We start from the raw sequence: 20,080 nt of genomic DNA on the forward strand, positions 1-20,080 counted from the left end.
GATGTCCAGTCTTGGTGTTCGACGCCGGTTTGCTGCGGTTTCTTTGGTTCTTGCCGGCTCCCTTGTGGCTCTGTCTGCGTGTTCCGGCTCTGATGATCCTGATGCGGATGCTGCCCAGTCTCCGAGTAGTTCCAGTTCGCCTAGCGCTTCTCCGAGTCCGACTCCCACGCCTTCTGCGACGTACAAGCCTGCTTCTGCTGAGGGTCCTGCGGAGAATGTTCCGTTGCCTGTGATGCCCGAGGAGGCGAAGGTCGAGTCCAAGGAAGGGCTTATCGCTTTCGCGCGGTATTGGTATGAGCTTGTGAATTACGGGTATGAGACGGGGGATCTGGAACCAATAAAGGCTGTGAGCGGCGACTCGTGTACGGACTGCAACCGATACTTCGACGTCGTCGAGCGTGGTTACCGCGATGATGATTGGATAGCCGGCGCCATGATCGACTTCAGGAGTGTTCACAGCGACTACGTACTTACTCCAAATAATCTGTATCAGGTGCTTATTCAGTTCACACAGGAACCGATCGAGTTCTTCGGTCCCGACGGGGAGGAATATGGGGTAGACCCTGGGAGCGAAGCACCTGTTGTACAAATCCTGGAAGCTAGCTTTCAGGATAAGGCGTGGACTGTTGATCAGCTGTCGAGTATGTAAGGCCCACGGCAATGGTCGATCGAATTTTTGTCTTGGGGCTGATTTTTTCGCTACTCGTAGTTTCGGCCTGGGCCACGCCGGCTCACTCTAGCGAGGACAAGACTGGAGGAGGCTCGTCCTTCCATGATGGCAACGTAGTAGGTGAGTGGCATCAGCATGAGTCAGGGGTGTGGACGAATCTTGAGGTCGGTCTTCCGGAAGACCCCAATGGTTATAGGTTCGAACCTGCATGCTTCGATGACAGGAATTCCGGGGACTTGGAATGCCTCAGTCAGGCAGCAACATGCACAGCAGCCGCTGATGGTCGACTGGTGTGGTGGTTTTCCGGATTGAGAGTTACTGACCCGACTACTTGGCCACGCCTAGGAGCCAACCCCAGCTGCATCTACTCGGAAGACCCAGCTGCCTTTCAGGAGCGACTCCGGGGCGAGATCCTCAGGGCTTTCCAGGAAGCCCCAATCGCCCCGGGAACCATGAGCGTCCAGCCCAGTCCCCACACGCTCATCGGCGCGCACACAAACGTCTACGTTGAAGCATCAAGCCAGGTTTTCGAGATGGAACTCCTGGGACAGTCCATCCGCATCGAGGTGGAGCCGACGGAGTACACGTTCAACTACGGCGACGGCACAAGCTATGGTCCGGTGTCGACTCCCGGCGGACCTCTGCCAGAAGCGCGCTGGGGTGAGCAGACCGCGACGAGCCACATGTATTCCCAGACCGGCGATTTCCCCGTGAGCGTGACGACATTCTTCTCCGGTGAATACTCAGTCAACGGCGGACCCATGATTCCGATGGACGGACGCGCGGAAGTTGAGTCTCCGGCCCAGGGTCTCAGTGTCTGGCGGTCGGAATCGCGCAGTGTCGCCGACAACTGCCTTGTAAACCCAGCCGGAATTGGCTGCTGACTTTCCTGAATTCTCCCTGTGGATAAGACGAATCACCTGCTGATGTGGCCGTAGCCTCAGTCCACAACAGCGGACGGACTACAGGAGATGGCTATGGAGAATGCGCGGATTCGAAACCGCAGTCGAGGATCCAGAAGGGCCGCCCTTCGAATCTGTGGGGCCGTCGTGCTTACGGCTTTGTTGAGTGGGTGCTCTATGGCAAGCTTCCAGCCTGCGGCGGGTGAAACCGAAACACCGAACGCCAGCGCCTCAGCCTCTGAAACAGCAGTACCAAGCCCGACGCCGACACCAACTCCGTCCTACAGCCAGGCTTCCGGCGCGGGTCCGGCAGCCAATGTAGAGCTTCCGGTGTTTCCAGCGATGGCACGTCAGGATACGAAGGAAGGGCTGCTGGCATTCGCCGAGTATTGGTTCGAGCTTGTTGACTATACGTACCAAACCGGAGACGCCGCACCGCTCAAGACCGTGACGACGCCTGAGTGCGATGTCTGCGGCGGTATGTACGGGAGAATTCCGGAAACATACGCCAATGGGGGATGGGTGGAAGGCGGACTCGTTGAGATGGAGAAGCTCGAGTCAGCCTTTGTCCTCACCCCGGAAAACCGCCGCCAGGCAACAATGTCGGTTAGGCAGAAAGTCATGGTCTTCCGGGACAGCGCAGGGAAATCAGCGGACGTGGTTGCCGGGAACCTCCACTCCAGACACATGCTGCTGGAAGCAACATTCACCGGAGACGGCTGGTACGTGGATACTGCCGTGCTGACGGGATGGCCGGGCTAGTGCCCAGGAACATCCGGCCGAGGCACAGAGAACAATGTCCGGGGATCTTGCAGCAGGGCCGGATAAGCGAAATCGGACCGGCGCAGGCGCCCGGATACCTGGACCGTTCGGAGGGCAGTGTCATTTGTGAGGGAAACTTCCCCAACGGTCCCGAGCTCCAGAACAGTCCGGTCCGGACCCAGCAAGGCAACTTCATCGCCGTCGTTCATTTCGTCCAGGAAGCGCTCAAGCTGGCGGGCTTTCTTCCCCGTCACGGGCTTACCGCCTGCGGACAGCATGGGCAGCTCAATCACGGGACCGTCATCCCCGGGAACAGTCCGCGCGACCCACAGGGAATCCGCTTCGGGTTCAGCGGGCAGAAGCAGCTTCTCGGGATCCGGCCACACATACGGCAGGCCCGGGGGAGTGCCGGGGAACAAATCTGCGTAGAACGCAGGATCCTTGGCCAGCAGGTTCGAACGGTGGCTCTCGTGAAGACGTTCATTGCCGAGCCAAGGAGGCGGAGGCGCGTCACCGCCGTCGGTGTCCGGCGCGAACTCGACCAGCTGCCCGCGCACTGTATCGGCATATCCGCGGCCGGTCCACGCATCGGTCATCGCCAGGCCGTAGGTCACCAGCGCGGGAACGTAGCCCATCCACATCCGGGTGACGGGGTGGTTTCGCCAGCCGTAGTCGGGAAGAACCAGGGCCCTCAGAATCTGCAGGGTCTCGACGCGCTGCTTGCCCAGCCGTGGAGAATCGAGCACCTCGGCGCTGCGCCGGAAGCTTTCGTAGGGAAGGAAGGTCTGCACAGGTGGCCTCCGGAGCCCTAGCTAGTACTCGGCATACAGTTCTCCGGCAAAGACGGGTTCGGATACCCGGTTGTCCGGACCAGGCAGGGGACAGGCCCAGGCTTCGTCATAAGCGCACGAGGGGTTGTAGAGAAAGTTGAAATCCAGAATCAGGGAATCGCCCGGCCCTTCCCCGAGATGCGCGCCCTTGATCGTGTCCAGGAGGTACCGCCCGCCGCCGTAGGTGCCGTCCGGCCTGCCGGCCAGCCCATCCCGCAGCGGGAGGAACAATCCACCTCCGTATGTGGCCAGGCGCCACAGCGCCAGCCGGCCTACCGGCGTCGAAACGGTTCCGAGGCGTTCGAAGTAGACAGTCCCATCCGTGCCGGTGGGGACCTCGAGCTGCTGCCCGGCGCCGTCGTCGTCAATATCCGCTTCGCAGCGCAGCTCAGGATCGTAGGGTGCAACCGTGAGCCTGCTGAACCGGCGTTTAGCCTCGTCGCTTAGCGGAGAGGCGGGGTGGGACCCGAACAGTTCATCGCGTTCCCGGCGCCAAAGATCATGGGCCGACGACGGCGATCCGACCTCTGCGGCCTGCCTCACCTGGGCGTATATGTCGAACATGCGACGGCGCCAGTCAGCCGTCCGGAGTGCCGAATCGGGGGAAACCATGTCCCCAGCGTAGTGTGTTTGGGTGACTACGGGACTGCTAATTGTCGTGCTGGCTTCGATCTTTGTTGGGGCGCTGGCCCAGCGGATCGCCGGTCTTGGGTTCGCACTCCTGATTTCGCCGTTCCTGGTGATCATTCTCGGCGCCCATGCCGGCGTGCTGATGGTGAATGTGTGCGGGCTGGTGTCGTCGCTGCTGATCATGTTCCGGGTCTGGAAGGACGTGGACTGGAGCATGTACCGGTGGCTGGCGATTCCGGCGGTGATCGGCAGTATTCCTGCCTCGATCGCCGCCGTGTACCTGCCGGCCGCGCCGATGGCCGTGATCGTTGGCGCGATCGTGCTCGTGGCACTGGGTGCCTCTTTGGTTCTGGCCCGCAATTCGGTTGTGGTTACCGGCAATCCTGCGAAGGCGATAGCCGGTTTCGCTTCCGGAGTGACTAACGCCGTGGCCGGTGTGGGCGGTCCGGCGGTGAGCGCCTACGCTGTGATGGCACGGTGGCCGCAGCGGCCGTTCGCCGCAACCCTCCAGCCGTTCTTCGTAACCATCGCAACGGTCACTCTCGCCGTGAAGCTCTCAATGGATCCGGGGCAGATGCCTCCGTTCAGTGTGGTTGCCTGGATCCTGATTGGTGTCATGATCGTCGGCGGCATCTATGCCGGAGAGGTGCTGCAGAAGCACATCCGTGACGACCACGTCCGCTTCGCAGTCATCGTGATCGCCTTCCTTGGTGCCGGGGCCGCGATGGTCAAGGGCATTATCGACTTGGTCGCCTAGCCGGGGGCGGGTGGTGCCCGACGGCGATGGGCAGCGTGCGCTTGCGGCGCTGCTATGCGCGGCTGGACTCCGAAAAGTGAGCGTATTAGGGGTTCTTCATCGCCCGTAGACGCGACCAAAACCGGTCAGAAAAGCGGGTAAATCACCGGTAATTGATGGTCCTGAAAAGGGCCGATTTAGGCCCTGAAATGTCGGTGGCAGCTGACAGTGTTGGGGGTATGAACCGCTCCTCGGGTACACCGTTCTCCCGGTCAGCTGACCGGGATGGTGGTGTGCCGGGTGCCGGACCTGTGTTCGCCGGTTCTCCGGAAAGTGGAACGGGCGAGGGGCCGGATCGGTCCGGTTCACTGCCCCGGAATGCCGGGTCTGCTGTCCTTGACGGTGCTGTGTTTTGTGCCGATCCGGCGGTGGCTGATGACGCGTCGGTGTTGGCCTTGCCGGAGGGATTTGCCGGGCGGTTGTCGTTCCGGGGCGCCGACCGTCTGGGCTATGAGGAAACCGTCTCCGCCCTGCAGCGTCTGGGCACGCTCGTGTCTTGGGCGCAGGCGCAGCAGGCACGTGTTGCTGCACGCCTGGAAGTGCTTTTCGCCCGGGACATTGCCGAAGCATCCGGCAGGGAAGAACCAGCCCTGGCCATGAGTCTTGCTGCTGCGGAGGCTTCCACGGTCCTGAACATTCCGCACATGACAGCGATGCAGCTGATCAGCGAATCCACGCGGCTGTGTACTGAGGCGCCGGACACTCTTGACCGTCTGGCCGAGGGGAAGATCGGCCTCCAGCACGCTCGGATCATCCTCGAAGAAACCCACAACCTACCCGCCGACATCCCTGACATTCCGGAAGCGGGGGCGGTTGCCGGCCTCGACAGTTCTGCTGCGGATCCATCAACGGGTGATACGGGCCAGCTGGACTTGGACTTTGGGCAGGACGGCGGGCTGGGCACTGAGCGCAGTCCCGATGCCCCGGACGAAGCAGTCGGCGAAGAAACAGGAACCGGGACCGACGACGCTGCGGCAGTCAGCGTCGCGCTGAGTGTGCGCGGTGCGTTTGAACGGGATCTGCTCGCGGAGGCTGAGGGCAGGACTGCTGCCGGATTCGGCCGGCGGGCCCGCAGGCTCCGCGAGTCCCGCTTCCCGGATCTGATCCCTGTCCGCCACCGGGAGGCCAAGGACAAACGCCGGGTCATGTTCCAGCCCCTGCCCGATGGTATGTCCTGCCTGAGCGCGATCATCGCTGCGGAGAAGGGCCAGGCCATGTTCGCTGCCCTGACCGGTGCCGCGAAAGCCGGCAAACGGGCCGGAGATCCACGAACTATGGACCAGCTCCGCGCCGACACCCTCACCGAGCTGCTCCTCGACGCCGAACCCACGGCCCTATCCGCCGACACTCTCACTCCAGCAAGCACGCCCGACACCTCAGTGGAAGCACGGTCAGCCACTCCTGCATATTCTGGCGGTACCGACCCGGCCTCGGTCTCGGGCACGGCAACGAGGACGGGCTCAGGCACGGGCTCCGCCTCCGGCTCCCGCCCCCACCCCGGCTCAGGCAAGCGCTCTAGCTCTGGCGCTGGCAGGGGCTCGGGCTCCGGCGCTAGCGCTAGCGCTGGCTCTGGAGCTGGCACCGGCTCGGTCTCCAGTTCCCGTCCCCACTCCGGTTCGGACACGAGCTCTGGGTCAGGCACCGGCTCTGGCTCGGACCAGCCGGCGGACTCACACAACGACACCAGACGAAACGCTAGACGTCCCCGCCGGGCCGAACGGCAACGGAACCAGAACCGGTCAAAAGTCCGCACCGAAGTCATGGTCCTAATCAACGCCGATACCCTCGCCGGCCTCGACGAGAACCCCGCAGAACTCAACGGCTACGGACCCATCAGCCCAGAAACAGCACGCACCATGATCCTGGGCGCCCTGCACTGGACACCCCTCATCCAGGACCCCGCAACCGGCGAAATCCTGAACGTCGGACGAACCCGCCGCATCCCAGCAGGCCTCAAACGCTGGCTCCAGGCCCGGGACGGAACCTGCCGCTTCCCCGGCTGCTCAGTAAACGTCACCCACGCAGAAATCGACCACACCACGCCCTACTCCCACGGCGGACCAACAGAGCACACGAACCTGGAACACCTTTGCCCCAAACACCACCGGTTCAAAACCCTCGGACACTGGAAAGCCCGCCAGCCAGAGGCCGGAACCATCGAATGGAACTCACCCACCGGCCGCACCTACACCACCGACGCCGAACTGGCCTTCATGCCCAGCCCACGAAAAACGAGCAGAGAGAGCCCCGGCCAGAAAACAAAGCAGGCGGACGACGACCCGCCGCCCTTCTAAGGCCAACGAATCTGCGCTGTTCCGTCTTGGGAAGGGAGCCGGAACAGCGCAGATTCGTTCGCACGACGTCCGTGCAGTCTCTGCCTCGTTCCGGATCGAAGGCTCCGCGCAGGCGCCGCGCCGGTGCGACGGCCCCGTTCCTGGCCCGTCTGGGTGCGACGGCTCCGTGCCTCGTCCGTCCCGGCTCCGCCTCAGCTTTGTGACGGTTTGGCGACGACTCCGTCTCAGCTTCACTCGGTTTCGCGGCGGCTCCGTGCAGCCGCCGCGCCAACCCCGCCACGCGCTAACGCTTCAGCGGGTGCCTCCTCGAATTCACTCGTTTCCACCTCGCTTGGGCCCCCTCCCCGCTCCGCCCTCCCCGCTCCGCCCTCCCGGCCGCCCCGCCCCGCCCGCTCCCGCCCCGCAAGGGTCCCCTCCCCGGAGCCTCCCGGCCCGCCCCGCCCGGGTCCCCTCCCCGAAGTCTCCAGGCCCCGCCCGGCCCCTCCCGCAGTAGTAGGCTCGCCCAACAACGCCCCTTGAGCACCATCAGCCGAAAGGACCTGCACTCATGCCCAGAAGAAGGTGGCGTGCCGTCTGGAGGGTGCCGGTTCGGACTCGGATTTGGTTCGGTGTGACTATCCTCGGAGGGCTGCTGGTTGTCAGGGGACTCGTTTTGCCGATTTCCGGCAACGCTTGGTTGCCCGAAGCCCCCATCGTGCTGGCCGTCGGTTTAGTGCTGCTAGCAACCGTCTTCCGGTACCGGAACCAGTGGAGAGACAAAGACGGCAACCCGCTTAAGTGAAACTGCAGTGCGCAAGGGGAACGGAGCACACAGGGAATCACGGCGGAGCGATACAGCCAAGACAGCCAGAGCCACAACCCGAACCGCACGACTGGCCCGCAGGACAACGCTCCCGGAGCCACAGCCCAAACCTCGACTCACACCCACACCCTCAACTGCTGGGACCGTTCAGAATGGCACGATAGAAAGCGATGAAACTCTTTAAGCGCCCGAAGAAACCGGGTGTGCTGCCCATGCCGCTCTGGCTGCAGGGAATGTTCGAACTCGGCCAGGCAGCAGTGCTGTCAGCCCTGGTCGTGATCCTGCCGCTCACAGGTGTGTGGGCTGCAAACGGGTTCTCAGACCGCGACTACGCATCGCTGGCACGCCTCAGCGGACAAGCCTGGCTGCTGCTGCACGGAGTGCCGCTGTCGCTGACCTTCCCGGCAGGAACAGCCGGACCGGAAGAAACAAGCGGGCTCCTCTCACTCATTCCGCTGGGACTGACACTCATACCGTTCTTCCTCTGCTGGAGGGCAGGACGCAGACTCGCCCGCGCCTGCTACACAGACCAGCTCTGGCAGGCACTGCTCGGAGCGCTGGGAACCTATGCACTCCTCGGAACGGCAGCGGCATACTTCTCCGCAAACGAAGACGTGAGCATCTCACTCGTTGCAGGAGCACTCATACCGCTTATTGCAGCAGGGCTCGGAGTGATCATCGGAACCAGGATGGAAGCAGGATCCTGGGTACGGCTCATCGGAGTAGACCTCACGGACTGGATCGCACGAACCAGCCAGCACTCACGCTGGGCAGGATCCTATCTGTGGGCAGCAATCCGGGCGGGAATCGTTGGAATCACTGCGGCGATCGGACTCGCAGCAGTGCTGCTGGTAGTGGCGCTGGCAGTGAGCTGGGCAGAGATAGCAACGGTGTACCAGAAGCTCGACGCCGGAATCATCGGCGGAATCGTCCTCACCGTCGCGCAGCTGGGACTGCTGCCGAACCTCGTGGTGTGGACGCTGGCCTGGGCCTCGGGAGCAGGCTTCAGCATCGGAACCGGAAGCGTGATCAGCCCGCTGGAAACAACAGTTGGACCGCTTCCGGCAGTCCCGGTACTCGCAGCACTGCCCAGCGGCCAGCCCGAATACGCCTATGCAGCCCTGCTGATCCCGGTAGTGGCAGGAGTGCTGGCCGGCTGGTGGTTCCTGCGCGAAGGGGAAAACCACTTCGACGAATGGCTGTCCATCAAGGTCAGCGCCAGATGGTTTACGGCATCGGTTTCAACCGTCTGCCTCGGCGCCGTCATCGGAATTGTTTCCGGACTGCTGGCAGCCGCAGCAGCACTCGTTGCGCGCGGCTCGCTCGGCATCGGACGCTTCGTGGCCATAGGACCCGACCCGCTGTGGACCGGAATCTGGATTGCCGCGGAAGTCGCCGTCGGCGTCGTCATTGGTTACGCGGCAGGCCCGTGGCTGGAACGCGAACGGTCACGGCGTCCCGAAAAGACCCTGAGCACGGCAGGCAGGTAGCCCCGGACCGTTACGGCTGGGGGAGCATTCCGCCAAAAGTCAGATAGTCCTTGGTGCACGTTTCCGTGGCCTGGACAGTCAGCGCTGACTGCATGCAGGTCTCGTACTTGGCAGTGAGCGGCCACAGGGCAACCATTGCTGCAAGCCCCAGAGTCATGAACGCCGTAGCGGCAAGACCCATCGAAATAATCACGCGAAGAACGGCGTGCAGTCCGTAACGGATGACCTTCACCAATGCCATGATGCCAACGACCAGAGCGGCGATGCCCAGGGCCAGCGGAAGCAGCTTCCAGGGCAGCGCCAGTTCGGAGCTGATCAGCATTCCCAGAAGCAGGGCGATGAACACCCACAGGTAGGACCTGGCTTCCTTCGACTGCTCCGGCGTGGGCTCCGGTTTGCGGGTTGCCGGCGGAAACGGCGGTCGCGGGCGTACTTCAGGGCCGTCGTTAGTCATGGATTAAGCCTAGGCGACGCTTGGACTTAAGGTTGACACATGCGAATTGTTGCTCTGGTATCCGGCACCGGCTCCAACCTCCAGGCCGTCCTCGACGCCGTTGCAGCGGGAGAGCTCGACGTCGAAATCGCGGCGGTAGGCGCCGACAGGACCGGAACCTACGGCATTGAGCGGGCAGCCGCAGCCGGGTATGAAACGTTCGTCGTGAACTTCAAGGACTACCCCGTCCGGGCGGACTGGAACCGCGCGCTGACGGAGAAAGTTGCGTCCTACGAGCCCGACATCGTCCTCTCCTCCGGATTCATGCGCATTGTGGACGAGCACTTCATCAATACCTTCGACGGCCGCTACGTCAACACTCACCCCGCACTGCTGCCCTCGTTCCCCGGCGCGCACGGTGTCCGCGATGCACTCGCGTACGGCGTCAAGGTCACCGGCTGCACGGTGCATATTGCCGACGCCGGCGTGGACACCGGTCCCATCCTGGCCCAGGCGGCAGTGGAAGTGCTCGACGGCGATACCGAGGAGACCCTGCACGAGCGCATCAAGGTGCAGGAACGCCGGCTGCTGATCGAGACGCTCGCCAGGATCAGCAAAGAGGGCGTCCCGGCCCTCTAGCCCGGGGAGCCTGCCGGGAATCCGGACACGAACACCCAAGGCGGCCAACGCGCTGGAACTAATCCAGCGCAGCACCCCTGGTCTCGGGGGAGAACTTTGCCATCCACAGTACGGCGGCGAGCACCAGCAGGCCGGCCACGGCAAAGGACAGCGGCAGTCCGAGATACGGCCACAGCACCGAGACGAAGAGCAGCGGGCCAAAACCGGCACCGACTCGGGACGCCGTGGACGCCCAGCCAAACCCGCTGGCCCGCAGCCGGGTGGGGTAGAGCTCCGAAACGTAGGTGTAGAGCACCGGTATGGCCACCTGCACCACAAAACCGTAGACCAGCAGCCAGGCAGTCGCAGCGGCCGGAACATCAACCACCAGGGCCACGACCACCAGGGATGCAGCTGCGGCCGGACCGGTGATTCCCAGAAGCCATTTGCGGCCTACACGCTCTACCAGCAGGGCAGCAGCAATAACGCCCAGAAGGCCAACCGCAGCCATGCCCGACGTCGTGAGGAACGCCTTGTACTCGGCGTAGCCGGCGTCAACCAGGATCTTCGGCATCCACTGCAGGGCCAGGTAATAGACCAGCAGCACGGTCACGAACAGCGACCACGCAGTCACCGTGGACTTCGGATTGGTCCTCCACAGTTCGGTGAGCTGGCTGCCGGTGGTTTTCAGCGAGAACTTGTGCGCCGGTTCAGGCTCCGGCAGCCGCCACTCGGTCTGGGTTCCCCCGGTACGGCGAATGAGGTCGTTGATGACTGCGCGGGCTTCCTCGGTGCGGCCCTTGCGAACCAGGAACAGCGGGGACTCGGGCACTGAACGGCGGACCCAGAAGACCAGCAGTGCCGGGATGACCATGATGAGCATGGTCCAGCGCCAGTCCGCGACGGTTGCCATGATGACGGCGGAGGTGACTCCGCAAAGCGCTGCACCCACGGGCCACCAGCCGTCCATGGCAGTCAGTACCCGGCCGCGCTGCTTGCGCGGCGTGAACTCGCCAACCAGGGCATAGTCCACGGGTACGCAGCCGCCAAGTCCCACACCGGCCAGGAACCTGAACACGCAGAACCAGGCGATGTCCGGAGCGAAGGCACCGGCCACGGTGAAGATCGAGAAGATCAGCAGCGTGGCGGTGAAGGCCTGCTTCCGGCCGATGGCGTCGGCGATGGATCCCCATAGGAACGCACCGATGGCCATTCCCAGCAGGTTCGCGGTGCCGATCCACGCTGCCTGCGCCGGCACGAGGTTCCATTCCTGCGACAACAGGGGGATGAGGACGCCGTTGAGCGTGACATCCCAGGCGTCGAACATAAAGCCCAGTCCGCCGATCAGGAAGATCTTGCCCTGTACCCGCCAGCGCCAGGGCAGGTTCTGGACCACTTCGTCGCCAGCAGGCAGGGTGTGGGTCGTTGTCATCTGGGGGTGGGCCTTCCGCCGACACTTATAGTCATAAATGCACTAACTGGGGGAAACTCTACAACGCACTGCCCCTGCCGGCGCGCAGGGCCCGTAATCTTCGCATCATGTAACGTGCCGGATACGCGCCGGCAGCGCCCGCGTCAAAAGGGTGACGGCCACGCCGGTGAGTATTACCCGCGGACCTGTCCCCGAAGGGCCCAAGGCATAAACTCAACCTTGGGCCCGCCGATGGCCCGCGTGCATCGTTCGCCGATACCCAGTTGGAGTGACTTCCGTGAGCAACACCCCCCTCGACCGTGTACCCATCCGCCGGGCCCTCATCTCGGTCTATGACAAGACCGGCCTGACGGAACTGGCCCAGGGCCTCTCCGCAGCCGGCGTCAGCATTGTCTCCACCGGCTCCACCGCGAAGCAGATCGCCGCGGCAGGCGTCGAAGTGACCGAGGTTGCCGAGGTCACCGGCTTCTCCGAATGCCTGGACGGCCGCGTCAAGACGCTCCACCCGCGGGTGCACGCAGGCATCCTTGCCGACCGCCGCCGCCAGGACCACCGGGACCAGCTCGAGGAACTCGGCATCGAGGCCTTCGACCTGGTGGTCGTGAACCTGTACCCGTTCGTCGAGACCGTGAAGTCCGGCGCAGCGCAGGACGACGTGGTCGAGCAGATCGACATTGGCGGACCCTCCATGGTCCGTGCCGCAGCGAAGAACCACCCCTCCGTCGCCGTCGTCGTGGATCCGTCCAAGTACGCCGCCGTGACCGCAGCTGCCGCTGAAGGCGGCTTTGACCTTAATGAACGACGCCGCCTGGCCGCCGAAGCGTTCGCCCACACCGCTGCCTACGACACGGCTGTTGCCAAGTGGACCGCCGCACAGTTCGGCGACGGGACGGATGCCGGAGCCACCTGGCCCGCCTACGCAGGCATGGCGCTGGAGCGGTCCGAGGTGCTGCGCTACGGCGAGAACCCGCACCAGGCAGCGGCGCTGTACGCAGACCAGGACTCAATGCCCGGCGTGGCGCAGGCAGACCAGCTGCACGGCAAGGCGATGTCCTACAACAACTACGTAGACGCCGACGCCGCCCTGCGTGCCGCCTTCGACTTCGAAGAGCCGGCTGTCGCCGTCGTCAAGCATGCCAACCCCTGCGGTGTTGCCGTGGCCTCTCCGGGTGCCGCTGATCCGATCGCCAACGCCCATCTGAAGGCCCACGCCTGCGACCCGGTGTCCGCCTACGGCGGGGTGATTGCCGCGAACCGCACGGTCACGGCCGGCATGGCAGAGACCGTGAAGGATATCTTCACCGAGGTTGTCATCGCTCCGGACTTCGAACCGGAAGCCGTGGAGATCCTCTCCCGCAAGAAGAACATCCGCCTGCTCACGCTGCCGGACGGCTACGGCCGCAACCCGGTGGAGTTCCGCCAGGTCTCCGGCGGCGTGCTGATGCAGCAGCCGGACACGGTTGAAGCAGAAGGCGACGACCCGGCCAACTGGACCCTGGTCACCGGTGAAGCCGCCGATGAGAAGACCCTGGCCGACCTTGCCTTCGCCTGGCGTGCCGTCCGCGCCGCCAAGTCGAACGCCATCCTCCTGGCCCGCGACGGCGCCTCGGTCGGTGTGGGCATGGGACAGGTAAACCGGGTTGATTCCTGCAAGCTCGCCGTGGAACGCGCTAACACCCTGGCCGGCCAAGACGACGAGCGTGCCCGCGGTTCCGTTGCGGCGTCGGACGCGTTCTTCCCGTTTGCCGACGGACTCGAGATCCTGCTGAACGCCGGCGTCCGCGCCGTGGTCCAGCCCGGCGGATCCGTGCGCGACGAAGAGGTCATCGCCGCGGCGAATGCGGCAGGCGTCCCGATGTACTTCACCGGCGCACGCCACTTCTTCCACTAGAAACCGCCCAGCCACGCCCCGCTGCGGGCCGCACGCATGACATCCGCGTGCGGCCCGCAGTTTAGGGAGCGCATCTGCGCTGTGGCATAGTTGGACACAGAAACCAGACCCAAAAGCCGGGTCCCCGCATGTCTAAAGCCATGTCCGGACCCCCATTCCACAAGGAGACCGTGTGGCTGACAAAATCAAGGTTGTGGGCTCTGTCGTAGAGCTCGACGGCGACGAGATGACGCGGATCATCTGGCAGTTCATCAAGGACCGCCTGATCAACCCGTACCTGGACGTAGACCTGAAGTACTACGACCTCTCGATCCAGAACCGTGACGCCACGGACGACCAGGTCACCATCGACGCTGCCAACGCCATCAAGGAACACGGCGTGGGCGTCAAGTGCGCAACTATCACCCCCGATGAGGCACGCGTTGAAGAATTCGGCCTGAAGAAGATGTGGGTCTCCCCGAACGGGACCATCCGCAACATCCTCGGCGGCGTCGTCTTCCGCGAACCGATCATCATCTCCAACATCCCGCGCCTCGTCCCGGGCTGGAACAAGCCGATCATTATTGGCCGCCACGCACACGGCGACCAGTACAAGGCCACCAACTTCAAGGTTCCGGGTGCCGGCACCCTGACCCTGACCTACACCCCGGCTGACGGCGGCGAAGAAATCAAGCAGACCGTTGTTACGTACCCCGAAGAGGGCGGCGTGGCCATGGGCATGTACAACTTCAACGAGTCCATCAAGGACTTCGCACGGGCCTCCTTCGCCTACGGCCTGCAGCGCAACTACCCGGTGTACCTCTCCACCAAGAACACAATCCTGAAGGCCTACGACGGCCAGTTCAAGGACCTGTTCCAGGAAGTCTTCGACGCCGAGTTCAAGGACCAGTTCGAAGCAGCCGGCCTCACCTACGAGCACCGCCTGATCGATGACATGGTTGCCTCCGCAATGAAGTGGGAAGGCGGCTACGTCTGGGCCTGCAAGAACTACGACGGCGACGTCCAGTCGGACACGGTTGCCCAGGGCTTCGGCTCGCTGGGCCTCATGACCTCCGTGCTCATGACCCCGGATGGAAAGACCGTTGAGGCTGAAGCCGCACACGGCACCGTGACCCGTCACTACCGCCAGCACCAGCAGGGCAAGCCCACCTCCACCAACCCGATCGCTTCGATCTTCGCGTGGACCCGTGGCCTGATGCACCGCGGCAAGCTGGACAACACCCCCGAGGTCATCAACTTCGCCGAGACCCTTGAAGACGTAGTCGTCAAGACGGTCGAATCCGGCAAGATGACCAAGGACCTGGCGCTGCTGGTCGGACCCGACCAGCCGTACCTGACCACCGAAGAGTTCCTCGCCGCACTGGACGAGAACCTCAAGGTGCGCCTGGGCTAATACCCAAGCTTCTCAGCAGTAAACAGCCAGCCCCGGTCCGGAAGGATCGGGGCTGGCTGTGTTTTATGGTGCTCACCGGTCTGCCGGGTCCCGTACTGGACTGCCGGCCCGCCCGCCCGCCCGCCGGGCGGGCCGGAACGGCGGCAACGAAACTCTTTCGCTCGCAGAGCTCGCTCGGAGTATTAAAGCCGCCTAACCCGGCCCGTCCGGCGGGCTCGTTGGGGCACAGTCCGAGCCTGCTGGGCGCTAGGAGCCGGAAGAGTCTGAGCTGGAGCCTGAGTCCATGCCGCCGGAACCGGATCCGCCGGAACCCATGCCGGAGCCTGAACCGCCTGAGCCACTTGAACCCATGCCGCCGGAACCGGAACCGCTGGAACCCATGCCGGAGCCTGACCCGCCGGAGCCGGAGCCCATGCCGCCTGAGGAGCCGGAGGAGCTTGAACCGGAAGATCCGCTCGAGCCGGAGGAGCCGGAGACGGAAGAGATCAGGGGTTCGGAGCTGGATTCGCCGCTGATCACGTCACCGCCGCTGCCGCTGTAGGACGACGAAACCTCGATCTTGCGGGGTTTCGCCCGCTCGCTGACCGGGATGAAGACGCTCAGGACACCGTTCTCGTACTTGGCTGAGATGCCCTCGATGTTGATTCCCTGGCCCAGGTTCAGCTGGCGCAGGAAAGTGCCGGATTCACGCTCACGGTTGAGCCAGGTGGCTCCCTCCGGCACATGGATGGTGCGTTCTGCCCGGATCGTCAGCAGCTGGCCGTCAACATCCACATCGACCGATCCCGGATCTATGCCGGGCAGGTCTGCGTTCAAGATGTAGTGGTCGCCCTCGCGGTACAGATCAATCGGCATCAGCCGCAGCCGCTGCCGGGGATCCAGAAGGGCACCTGCCATGCGGTCCAGTTCGCGGAAAGGATCGAATTTCATGGCCATTCTCATCAACTCCTTTTCACCCGTCCCGTTCAGACGGGTGGATGTGTTCTTCACTGACAGGAATAACGAAGGGTCGACTGCTTGAGCGGTGACTGCTTACGTTGAGTCATGTTCACTCAAGAATAGATTCAGGCTAGCACTCGCCATAACCGAGTGCCAGAGACCAATAGCAAAATCCGGCTCGGAATGATCAATTCAGCGGCCACAGATGCACTGGTTCATTGCTGTGCATGTGGTGCCAGTAGCGGCGGGTCATTTCGGTCAGGGCCGAGGTGCGGTCATACCCCTCGCGCTCAAGATCCGCCAGGACGGAGACCTGCCAGGCTGCACCGTTCTGTTCTGTCCGGGCCCGTTCCCGGATCACTGTCAGGTAGCGCTCAATGAGGTCATCATCCACACCGAGCTCCTGCAGCCCGTCTGCGGCCATTGGAACCAGATGGCGCACCACCAGCTCCGCAACAGGAATGTCCCCGATGCCGGGCCAGTACACCGAAGCATCCAGCCCCAGACGGGAGCAGGCCAGGAAGTTGTCAGCTGCCGTCTTGAAGGCAGTACGGGTCCAGAGCGGACGGTCCGCGGTCCGCAGCTTCTGGACCAGCCCGTAGAAGAACGCGGCATTGGCACTCACATCCAGGACGGTAGGCCCGGCCGGCAGCACGCGGTTCTCTAGGCGCAGGTTGGGAGTATGCGTTCCCGGGTCGTAGATCGGCCGGTTCCAGCGGTACACGGTTCCGTTGTGGAGGCGCAGCTCCGGCAGCAGGGGAGCACCGGCATCCGTCGAACCGGAGCTGGAAGACGAAAGCTCCGGGAGCAGCGCCGGGAAGTACCTGACGTTCTCCTCAAAGAGGTCGAAGATGGACGTGATCCAGCGTTCCCCGAACCAGACCCGGGGCCGCACGCCCTGGTTGCGCATTTCCGGCGGACGGGTATCGATGGCCTGCTTGAAGAGTTCGATCCGGGTTTCCTGCCACAGCACGTGCTCCAGGAAGATCGGGGAATTGGCCGCAAGTGCCACCTGCGGGCCCGCGATCAGCTGGGCAGCGTTCCAGGCCGGAGCGAAGTCCGCCGGACTCACCTCGAGGTGCAGCTGCAGGGACGTGCAGGCAGCTTCCGGCGCGATGTTCTTGGCGTACTGCGTGAGGGACTCGGAACCGTTCAGCGACAGGTGCACGTCCTCCCCGCGGGCCTGGAGCACGGAGGTGTTCAGGGCAGCGTAGCGGGCCCCCGAACTGATCCAGGCATCGCCGTCGAGCACGTCATTGGTGAGCGTGGGGAGGATGCCCACCATCAGGATGTTCGCCTCCGCCTTGGCGGCGAGCTCGTCAGCCCGGTTGAGCTGGCTGCGCAGGCTCTCCTCGAGTTCCAGCAGGCCCTGCCCGCGGATGGACATCGCGGGATGGTTCATTTCGATGTTGAAGGCGCCCATCTCCGTCTGGAAGGACGGATCGGCGATTTCCTCCAGCACGGACGAGTTCCGCAGAGCCGGCGTGAAGTCGTCGTTGGTCAGGTTCAGTTCAAGTTCGACGCCGATGCTGGCAGTGTCCGCGAACTGCGCGGTGCCCAGGTACCCGGCGAACCGGTCAAGGTTCTCCAGCAGCCTGCGGCGGTAGCGGGTCCGCTCTTCGCGGGTGAACGACCTGGCGTTGACCTCTGTTCCCATGGATGAAGATAACCACGCCGGGGTGGCGATGTATAGCGTCCCGGCGGCCCTCGATTTTGGGCCACGGACGGCAAGCTGCAGCCAGCCGCTATTCGAGCTTGCTGGCCGGCTGCAGCGAGGTGAGTGAGCGGCCGTCGTTGGGGTAGCGGACACCGATTTGGGCCCGCACTTCGTCAAAGAGCTGCATGGTCTGCAGCGAGTCCGCCCAGGGCATGGTCGGGCTTTCCGTCAGCCCTTCCTGGATGCAGCGGGTAACTTCCCTCAGCTCATAGGTGTAGCCGTTGCCGACCTGCTGGAAGCGCTCCGTGCGGGAGGGGCCCATGTGCTGGTGAATGTGCAGCTCCACCGGATTGTGCAGCGGAGCACCGGTTCGGATCCAGCCTTCACTGCCGCAGATGGTGGCGGTTCGGGGGCCCGAGGCCAGCAGGGAGGAGGTCAGCTGGGCCTGCGCACCCGAGTCATAACCGAGGTTCAGCGCATTCTGGGTATCGACGCCGTCGGCGTTCAGAGTGCCGGAGGCCTGGACACGCTGCGGGAAGCCGAGCGACCCTACTGCCAGGGTCAGCGGGTAGACAGTGAGGTCCAGCAGCGCTCCGCCGCCGGCAGCCGGGTCCCAGAGCCTGCTGGCGGGGTCGTACGGGGCGGGGAAGCCAAGATCGGCCTGGACCCACTGGATCTCTCCGAGCTCGCCGCTGGAGATGATTTCCCACAGCCGGTTGATACAGGGCAGGAACCGCGTCCACACGGCTTCCATCAGGAAGACCCCGCGGCGGGAAGCCACCTCGATCAGGTCTGCCAGTTCCGCGGCATTGATGGTGATCGACTTTTCGCAGAGCACATGCTTGCCGGCTTCAAGTGCTTCCCGGGCAAGCTCGTAGTGCTGGGCATGCGGGGAGGCGATGTAGACGACGTCGACCTCGGGGTCCGCGAAAAGCTGCCGGTACCCCTTGCCGCGGACATCGTCGTCGTAATAGCTGGAGGCGAAACCGAAGCGGCCGGCAAACTCGACCCCCGTTTCCTCTGAACGGGAGCTGACAGCCTGCAGGACTGCATCTTCGAGCCGGGCAATGTCCTCGGTGACACGGGCGGCAATACGACCGGTGGCTACGACGCCCCACCTCAGGGTGCGGCCCGTGGACTGTACCGGGCTGGGTGCCCCCTGAAGGACGCACGGCGGTGTGCGGATAAACTGCGGGGCGCTCATATTCCTCGGCTCTCGGTTAGTGGCTTGGCCGGCTAGTGTCTCGGCGTTAGAACTACCTTATTGTCCATGCCCCCGGCTGCCCAGTCCTGCGGGTCAGTCCTGGATGGTTTGACGCGGCGGTGTCCCGCGTGCCGCCGTTCCGGGAGGGCAGATGCAAGAGCCCGGGCCGCCTTCCAAACGGAAAGCGGCCCGGGCGTTACGCGTCAGCGCTGTGGAATTACTTGACCAGCTCGGCCAGCGTCGGATCGTTGGCGTAGGCCTCGGCTGCGTTGTCCTTGGTGACGATCTGCGGTTCCAGCAGGTAAGCCGGAACAACCTTCACGCCGTTGTCGTAGGACTCGTCGTCGTTGATTTCCAGCTCTTCGCCGGCGCCGAGGCCCTTCACCATCTCGATGGTGTGGTTTACCAGGGCACGGGTGTCCTTGTTGATGGTGGAGTACTGGACGCCTTCCATGATGGACTTCACGGACTCAACCTCGGAGTCCTGGCCGGTCACAACCGGAACCGGCTTGCCGGCGGCTGCGACGGAGGTCAGGATGGCGCGGGCCAGGGTGTCGTTGGGGGACAGGACGCCGTCCAGTTCCTCAGCACCGTAGGAACCCGAGAGCAGGGTGTCCATGCGCTTCTGGGCGTTCTCGGCCTTCCAGCCCTGGGTGACAGCCTGGTTGAATTCGGTCTGGCCGGAAACAACATTCAGGTTGCCGGCTTCGATCTCCGGCTTCAGGATGTCCATGGCGCCGTCGAAGAAGACCTGTGCGTTGGCATCATCGGGGGAGCCGGCGAACAGCTCGATGTTCCAGGGGCCTTCAGGCTTGTTGGCCTTCATTCCGTCCAGCAGGGCCTGGCCCTGGAGCTGGCCGACCTGGAAGTTGTCGTACGCGACGTAGTAGTCGACGTTCTCGGTGTTGGTCAGGAGGCGGTCGTAGGCGATGACGGTGATGCCGGCATCCTTGGCTTCCTGCAGCTGCGAGCCGAGCTGGGCGCCGTCGATGGCACCGACAACCAGGACCTTGACACCGTTGGTGATCATGGAGCTGATCTGGTTCTGCTGCTCGGAGACGCCGCCGTTGGCGAACTGGACCTGCGGCTCGTAGCCGGCTTCTTCGAGGCCGTCGTTGAACAGGCCTTCTGCGAGGACCCAGTTTTCCGAGGTCTTCTGGGGCAGCGCTACGCCGATTGCCGATCCCTCTTCGAAGCCGGCAGCTTCGCCGGTGGAGGACTCGTCGGCACGGCCGCAGGCAGACAGCGACAGTGCTGCCACCGTGGCGACTACGGCAAATGACTTTGCGATCTTACGCATGGTGTTCCTTCTCTTGATTGGTGGAGCGGTGGTTTGT

16 protein-coding genes and 1 pseudogene are annotated in these 20,080 nt (G+C 63.8%); 9 read left to right on the forward strand and 8 right to left on the reverse strand.

From position 1 onward, the window contains the following. Position 1 precedes the first annotated feature (1 nt). The 3 genes from NGB94_RS09635 to NGB94_RS09645 all read left to right on the forward strand — a co-directional run bounded on the left by NGB94_RS09635 (position 2) and on the right by NGB94_RS09645 (position 2,334). Positions 2 to 649 (forward strand): DUF6318 family protein, encoded by a 648-nt coding sequence (locus NGB94_RS09635; protein ID WP_325790406.1) that lies wholly within the window; start codon positions 2 to 4, stop codon positions 647 to 649. A 473-nt stretch (positions 650 to 1,122) separates the two neighbouring features. Then, the gene (locus tag NGB94_RS09640; protein WP_325790407.1) at positions 1,123 to 1,554 is read left to right on the forward strand and encodes a hypothetical protein; all 432 of its coding nucleotides are present in this window, start codon (positions 1,123 to 1,125) and stop codon (positions 1,552 to 1,554) included. Positions 1,555 to 1,749: 195 nt separating this feature from the next. Beyond that, positions 1,750 to 2,334, forward strand: coding sequence for a DUF6318 family protein (locus NGB94_RS09645; protein ID WP_325790497.1), 585 nt, complete (start codon positions 1,750 to 1,752; stop codon positions 2,332 to 2,334). Here NGB94_RS09645 and NGB94_RS09650 read toward each other — a convergent pair. Beyond that, positions 2,331 to 3,125: an MSMEG_6728 family protein gene (locus NGB94_RS09650; RefSeq protein WP_325790408.1), complete on the reverse strand. Its 795-nt coding sequence runs from the start codon at positions 3,123 to 3,125 to the stop codon at positions 2,331 to 2,333. The genes NGB94_RS09645 and NGB94_RS09650 overlap by 4 nt on opposite strands. A gap of 21 nt (positions 3,126 to 3,146) precedes the next feature. Further along, positions 3,147 to 3,776, reverse strand: a complete 630-nt coding sequence (locus NGB94_RS09655) for a DUF1684 domain-containing protein (protein ID WP_325790409.1) — start codon at positions 3,774 to 3,776, stop codon at positions 3,147 to 3,149. A 22-nt stretch (positions 3,777 to 3,798) separates the two neighbouring features. Here NGB94_RS09655 and NGB94_RS09660 point away from each other — a divergent pair, with 22 nt between their 5' ends. The 3 genes from NGB94_RS09660 to NGB94_RS09670 all read left to right on the forward strand — a co-directional run bounded on the left by NGB94_RS09660 (position 3,799) and on the right by NGB94_RS09670 (position 9,176). Then, positions 3,799 to 4,551: a sulfite exporter TauE/SafE family protein gene (locus NGB94_RS09660; RefSeq protein WP_325790410.1), complete on the forward strand. Its 753-nt coding sequence runs from the start codon at positions 3,799 to 3,801 to the stop codon at positions 4,549 to 4,551. A 434-nt stretch (positions 4,552 to 4,985) separates the two neighbouring features. Further along, on the forward strand, positions 4,986 to 6,884 hold the full coding sequence (locus NGB94_RS09665) for an HNH endonuclease (protein ID WP_325790411.1): 1,899 nt from the start codon (positions 4,986 to 4,988) through the stop codon (positions 6,882 to 6,884). Between the two features lie 972 nt (positions 6,885 to 7,856). After that, positions 7,857 to 9,176: a DUF6350 family protein gene (locus NGB94_RS09670; RefSeq protein WP_325790412.1), complete on the forward strand. Its 1,320-nt coding sequence runs from the start codon at positions 7,857 to 7,859 to the stop codon at positions 9,174 to 9,176. Positions 9,177 to 9,186: 10 nt separating this feature from the next. Here the strand turns inward: NGB94_RS09670 and NGB94_RS09675 are convergent, their stop codons facing one another. Continuing rightward, the gene (locus NGB94_RS09675; protein WP_325790413.1) at positions 9,187 to 9,630 is read right to left on the reverse strand and encodes a hypothetical protein; all 444 of its coding nucleotides are present in this window, start codon (positions 9,628 to 9,630) and stop codon (positions 9,187 to 9,189) included. A gap of 39 nt (positions 9,631 to 9,669) precedes the next feature. Here NGB94_RS09675 and purN point away from each other — a divergent pair, with 39 nt between their 5' ends. Then, positions 9,670 to 10,248: a phosphoribosylglycinamide formyltransferase gene (purN, locus tag NGB94_RS09680; protein ID WP_325790414.1), complete on the forward strand. Its 579-nt coding sequence runs from the start codon at positions 9,670 to 9,672 to the stop codon at positions 10,246 to 10,248. Positions 10,249 to 10,306: 58 nt separating this feature from the next. Here the strand turns inward: purN and NGB94_RS09685 are convergent, their stop codons facing one another. After that, entirely contained in the window at positions 10,307 to 11,659 is a 1,353-nt protein-coding gene (locus tag NGB94_RS09685; protein WP_325790415.1) for an MFS transporter, read from the reverse strand. A gap of 277 nt (positions 11,660 to 11,936) precedes the next feature. Between NGB94_RS09685 and purH the strand changes: the two genes are divergently transcribed. Both purH and NGB94_RS09695 read left to right on the forward strand, forming a co-directional pair. Further along, positions 11,937 to 13,550, forward strand: coding sequence for a bifunctional phosphoribosylaminoimidazolecarboxamide formyltransferase/IMP cyclohydrolase (gene purH, locus NGB94_RS09690; RefSeq protein WP_325790416.1), 1,614 nt, complete (start codon positions 11,937 to 11,939; stop codon positions 13,548 to 13,550). Positions 13,551 to 13,722: 172 nt separating this feature from the next. After that, entirely contained in the window at positions 13,723 to 14,943 is a 1,221-nt protein-coding gene (locus NGB94_RS09695; protein ID WP_325790417.1) for an NADP-dependent isocitrate dehydrogenase, read from the forward strand. Between the two features lie 519 nt (positions 14,944 to 15,462). On the opposite strand, the pseudogene NGB94_RS09700 reads toward NGB94_RS09695, so the two are convergent. The 4 genes and pseudogenes from NGB94_RS09700 to NGB94_RS09715 form a co-directional block, all read right to left on the reverse strand. After that, positions 15,463 to 15,879 (reverse strand): annotated as a pseudogene (locus NGB94_RS09700) (Hsp20/alpha crystallin family protein); the annotation flags it as partial. Positions 15,880 to 16,069: 190 nt separating this feature from the next. Continuing rightward, positions 16,070 to 17,539 (reverse strand): glutamate--cysteine ligase, encoded by a 1,470-nt coding sequence (locus tag NGB94_RS09705; protein ID WP_325790418.1) that lies wholly within the window; start codon positions 17,537 to 17,539, stop codon positions 16,070 to 16,072. A gap of 88 nt (positions 17,540 to 17,627) precedes the next feature. Then, a complete protein-coding gene (locus NGB94_RS09710; RefSeq protein WP_325790419.1) occupies positions 17,628 to 18,743 on the reverse strand; it encodes a Gfo/Idh/MocA family oxidoreductase in 1,116 nt (371 codons plus the stop codon). Positions 18,744 to 18,960: 217 nt separating this feature from the next. Then, complete coding sequence (locus NGB94_RS09715; protein ID WP_325790420.1) at positions 18,961 to 20,043, reverse strand: sugar-binding protein; 1,083 nt, start codon at positions 20,041 to 20,043, stop codon at positions 18,961 to 18,963. Between the last annotated feature and the right edge of the window lie 37 nt (positions 20,044 to 20,080).

The organism is Arthrobacter koreensis (genome assembly GCF_035792275.1).
GTDB classification, from domain to species: Bacteria; Actinomycetota; Actinomycetes; order Actinomycetales; family Micrococcaceae; genus Arthrobacter_B; species Arthrobacter_B koreensis_A.